The sequence below is a fragment of the Desulfofundulus sp. genome, from assembly GCF_049701015.1.
Classification (GTDB): domain Bacteria; phylum Bacillota; class Desulfotomaculia; order Desulfotomaculales; family Desulfovirgulaceae; genus Desulfofundulus.
The window spans coordinates 5,905-10,425 of the sequence record NZ_JBNATZ010000075.1 but is presented as its reverse complement, the minus strand read 5'-3'; the positions used below and the strand labels follow the sequence as shown (position 1 = coordinate 10,425).

4 protein-coding genes and 2 pseudogenes are annotated in these 4,521 nt (G+C 56.8%); all 6 read left to right on the top strand.

Going from position 1 to position 4,521, the window contains the following annotated elements:
- A pseudogene (locus ACPLUI_RS06515) lies at positions 1 to 478 on the top strand (electron transport complex protein RnfC); the annotation flags it as partial.
- A gap of 22 nt (positions 479 to 500) precedes the next feature.
- Positions 501 to 1,046, top strand: a complete 546-nt coding sequence (locus ACPLUI_RS06510; protein ID WP_424659460.1) for a BMC domain-containing protein — start codon at positions 501 to 503, stop codon at positions 1,044 to 1,046.
- Between the two features lie 56 nt (positions 1,047 to 1,102).
- On the top strand, positions 1,103 to 1,837 hold the full coding sequence (locus ACPLUI_RS06505) for a cupin domain-containing protein (RefSeq protein WP_424659459.1): 735 nt from the start codon (positions 1,103 to 1,105) through the stop codon (positions 1,835 to 1,837).
- A gap of 21 nt (positions 1,838 to 1,858) precedes the next feature.
- Complete coding sequence (locus tag ACPLUI_RS06500; protein ID WP_424659458.1) at positions 1,859 to 3,325, top strand: acetaldehyde dehydrogenase (acetylating); 1,467 nt, start codon at positions 1,859 to 1,861, stop codon at positions 3,323 to 3,325.
- Between the two features lie 275 nt (positions 3,326 to 3,600).
- Positions 3,601 to 4,194, top strand: a complete 594-nt coding sequence (gene pduL / locus ACPLUI_RS06495) for a phosphate propanoyltransferase (protein WP_424659461.1) — start codon at positions 3,601 to 3,603, stop codon at positions 4,192 to 4,194.
- 71 nt (positions 4,195 to 4,265) lie between these two features.
- A pseudogene (locus ACPLUI_RS06490) lies at positions 4,266 to 4,521 on the top strand (acetate kinase); the annotation flags it as partial.

Below are 4,521 nucleotides of genomic sequence, written 5' to 3'. Positions count from 1 at the left end.
GGCCTACATGCTGCACGACGTGACTGCTGTCAAGTCCAGCCTGCTGTGTTCGGAGTGCGGCGCCTGTGAGTATGCCTGTGTCATGGGGCTGTCACCCCGCCGGGTCAATGCAGCCTTCAAGCAGCAACTGGCCGCTCAGGGCATCCGATACACAGGTGCACTGCCCGAAAGCATTCCCCTGCCGGAGCGGGAGTTCCGGCGCATCCCGGTAAAGCGGCTGGTTAACTTCCTGGGGTTGGAACAGTACAATGTGGCTGCGCCTCTTCAAGACCTGGAGTTCAAACCCACCCGCGTCACCATACCACTCAAACAGCACGCCGGGGCACCATGCCAGCCGGTGGTAGAGGTGGGCCAGGAAGTCAAACGGGGCGACCTGGTGGGACAGGTACCGAAAAATGCTCTGGGTGCCTGCATACATGCCAGTATTGACGGCCGGGTTACCGGGGTAACATCTTCGTACATTACCATTGAGCCCTGAGGCAGGGGGGGTGAAGTAGATTTTGAACGCAATCGGACTTGTCGAATTCAAAAGCATTGCACGCGGCATTGCAGCTGCCGACATCATGGTCAAGACCGCTGCTGTGGAACTTCTGGCGGCCAATCCCATCTGCCCGGGCAAATATATGGCCCTGGTGGCAGGTGATGTGGCAGCCGTGCAGAGTGCGGTACAGGCAGGTGTGCAGGCAGGCGGACAGGCGGTGCTGGACGAGCTTATCCTGCCCAATGTCCACCCGTCCGTATTTCCGGCTATCACGGCCACCAGCCAGGTGGATGAGCTTCAGGCCCTCGGTATTATTGAAACATTTACCGTGGCTTCGCTTATTATAGCTGCCGATGCCAGTGCCAAGGCTGCGGAAGTACAGCTCATCGAGATCCGGCTGGCGGCAGGCCTTGGTGGGAAGTCTTATGTCACCATGACCGGGGATGTGGCGGCGGTGAAGTCTGCTGTGGAGGCAGGCACCCAGCGGGTTGCCAGTCAGGGGCTGCTGGTGGACAGCGTGGTCATTCCTTCGCCCAGCAAGCTCTTGAAGAAGGCAATCCTTTAAAAAAATAAACAAAATTAATGTGATTCCAATTTACTTTGGCGAGGATGTGTCCGTGGATGAAAAAGCTGATAACGGCAAGCGATGTGCAGAAGGCAGCTGCAGGCGGACAAAAGCAGCTGACCGTTGACAGCCATACGCTTATCACACCCGCGGCCCGCGATACAGCCCGTGAGCTGGGCGTTCAATTTGTGGAAGACGTGGCTGCAACTGCACCCGGCCCTGCGGTTGCACGGGAAGATGCGGCCGGGAGCGCTCCATCTATCCAGCCGGTTCCGCCAGGGCCGACAGGTGCGGCAGCAGGCCAGCCCGGCCTGGTCGAGCAGGTTTGCCATAAGGTGGGCGGTGGTATTGATGTGCAGCTGGTAGCACAGGTGGTCAAGGAGGTGCTGGCCCAGCTGGGCATGCAGGCAGTTCCCGCTGTGCCTTTGGTGGAAAGGGACCCGTCCGGGATCAGGCTGGTGCGTGGCAACACGGTGGTCTGTCAGCCTTTTGATACCGGCAAGCCCGGCGACAGGGTGGCCCTGGTGGATTTGCTGCCGTTGAAAGAAAGCCCGCGTATGGCTGCCGGGTTCATGACCATGGAAAAGTCCAGCTTTGATTGGGAGCTGCGCTATGACGAATATGACTACATCATTGAAGGTACCCTCGAGATAACCGTTGACGGCCGGACTTATACGGGTCGGGCGGGTGATGTTTTCTACATCCCCCGCGGCAGTAAAATTACCTTCGGTTGCCCGGACCGCGTTAAGTTCTTCTACGTTACCTATCCGGCCAACTGGCAGGAAGTTTAATCAAAAAAGGAGGGCTGGATAATGATCATAGATTATGATTTGAGTTCGATCCAGGAAGCGCGTGATCTGGCCCGTAAGGCGCGGCAGGCCCAGAAAATCTTTGCCGAGTTCAGCCAGGAAGAAGTGGACCGCATTGTAGCAGCCATGGCTGAAGCTGCTGCCGCGAATGCCGAATGGCTGGCCCGCATGGCCGTGGATGAAACAAAGTTCGGCGTTTTTGCGGACAAGGTTACCAAGAATCTTTTTGCTGCCCGGCAGGTCTATGAATATATCAAGGACATGAAGACAGCCGGCATCATCCGGGAAGACAGGGAACGCAAAGTGGTGGAAATCGCCGTACCTGTCGGGGTGATACTGGGTATCGTGCCTTCCACCAACCCGACCTCAACTGTGATCTACAAGAGCTTGATCAGCCTTAAGAGCCGCAACGCTATCGTCTTCTCCCCCCATCCCTCAGCAGCTCGCTGTACCTATGCGGCGGCACAGGTTATGCACGAGGCTGCTGTCAAGGCGGGTGCCCCGGAAGGCGTCATCGGCTGTCTGAGTAAAGTAACCCTTCAGGCCACCAATGAACTGATGAAGTGCAATGAGGTGGATTTAATCCTGGCTACCGGCGGGTCCGCGATGGTCAAGGCAGCTTACAGCTCGGGTAAGCCGGCCTATGGTGTGGGCCCCGGTAACGTGCCTGCTTTTATTGAGTCTTCGGCCGATATTCCTCATGCCGTACGGTGCATTATCGACAGCAAGACTTTTGACAACGGCACCATCTGCGCCAGCGAGCAGGCCGTGGTGGTGGAAGAGTGCATAAAGGATCAGGTTGTTGAAGAGTTCAAACGGCAGGGAGCTTACTTTATGAACGAGGAGGAAACGGCCAAGGTAGCACGCCAGCTTTTCACACCCAGAGGCATGAATCCGGCTTTTGTCGGCCGCAGTGCCGAGGTGGTGGCGGAAAGAGCGGGTATCAAAGTACCCCCGGGCACAAAGGTGCTGATTGGCGAGCAGGCTGGCGTGGGCAAGGAATATCCTCTTTCGCATGAGAAACTCACCACCGTCCTGGGATTTTATGTGGAAAAAGACTGGCATGCAGCCTGTGAGCGTTGCATGGCCCTTCTCGAAGAGGAGGGGATCGGTCATACCCTGGTCATCCATTCCCGTAACGAAGAGATTATCCGGGAGTTCGCCTTGAAGAAACCGGTCTTCCGTATTCTGGTAAATACTCCTTCCGCCCTTGGCGGCATCGGCTATACCACGGGACTGGCTCCGTCCTTGACGCTGGGATGTGGCACTTGGGGCGGCAGCAGTACTTCGGATAACGTCACACCGCTTCACCTGATCAACATCAAGCGCCTGGCTTATGGGATTAAGGAATACGCAGGTGCCGGCGGTTGCTCACGGCAGCCCGCAGTGCAAAATGCAACAGCTACCGTTTCCGCGGCTGAAATTGAGAACATAGTCCGGCAGGTCATGGCCAGGCTGGGATGCCGGTGAGCAGTTGGGAGTGAGAACCGGTGCAGCAGGCATTGGACAAGCAGGTCGAAATGGTAAGCTTAATCACACGCCTTGTGGTGGAGGAACTGGCCAGGCATAAAAGCAACAGTTACAGCTCCTCTGAGGCAGCCCGGGTTGTGAGTTCCGGTTCCGGTGTTTTATCCACCTGTGGAAGCGGTGCCACAACTGGACAGGCCGCTGTTGATGCTGTTCCCCGGTCCGATTATGCACCCGGTCTCCAGTCCGGGAGTGACCGGGAGCAACAGGAGACCTGGTTGATTCCGGTGGCGGTTTCCAACCGGCACGTTCACCTTTCGCAGAAGGACCTGGAAATATTGTTCGGACCGGGTTACCAGTTGCAAAAGCTGCGCGACCTTTCCCAGCCGGGGCAGTATGCCTGCCAGGAAACTGTAACCCTGGTCGGCCCTAAAGGTGTGCTGGAAAAGGTCCGCGTACTGGGGCCGGTCCGCCCTCGTACCCAGGTAGAAATTTCTATTTCGGACTGTTTTAAACTGGGTGTGCGCGCGCCGCTGCGTGACTCCGGGGACCTGGACGGTTCGGCACCTATCACACTGGTTGGGCCGGTTGGTTCAGTGACCATACCGGAGGGGTGCATCATTGCCGCTCGACACATTCATATGTCGCCTGCCGATGCCGCCCGGTTTGGAGTAAAGGACAGGGATAAAGTCTATGTCCGGGCAAAAGGGCCGAGGGCGGTGACCTTTGCTGAAGTACTGGTGCGCGTCCACGAAAATTACCGCCTCGAGATGCATGTGGATATGGACGAAGCAAACGCTGTAGGGTTGCAAAATGGCGATCTGGTGGAGATTATCCCCGGTGGCGAGCCTGTTGTCAGGAGATGGTGCTAGAACTTGCTCCGAAAGGGAGGTTCGCCTCCCTTTTTTAATTTCAAAATCTGTATGATACAGGAGAGATCGACATGCATGTCCTTGTGATGAACTGTGGTAGCTCATCCGTTAAATATAGACTATATGACATGAGTAACGAAACTGTGCTAGCCAGCGGACTGGCCGAGCGCATTGGTTTCCCTGACTCCCGGTTAACACAGCAGGTAGCCGGGAAGGATAAAGAGTCGTGGACCTTTCCCATGCCTGATCACCAGGCGGCTATAGAGGCCATCCTGGCCCGCCTGACCCATGGTGACTGCGGAGTGGCTGTGTCCCCCGGAGAAATAA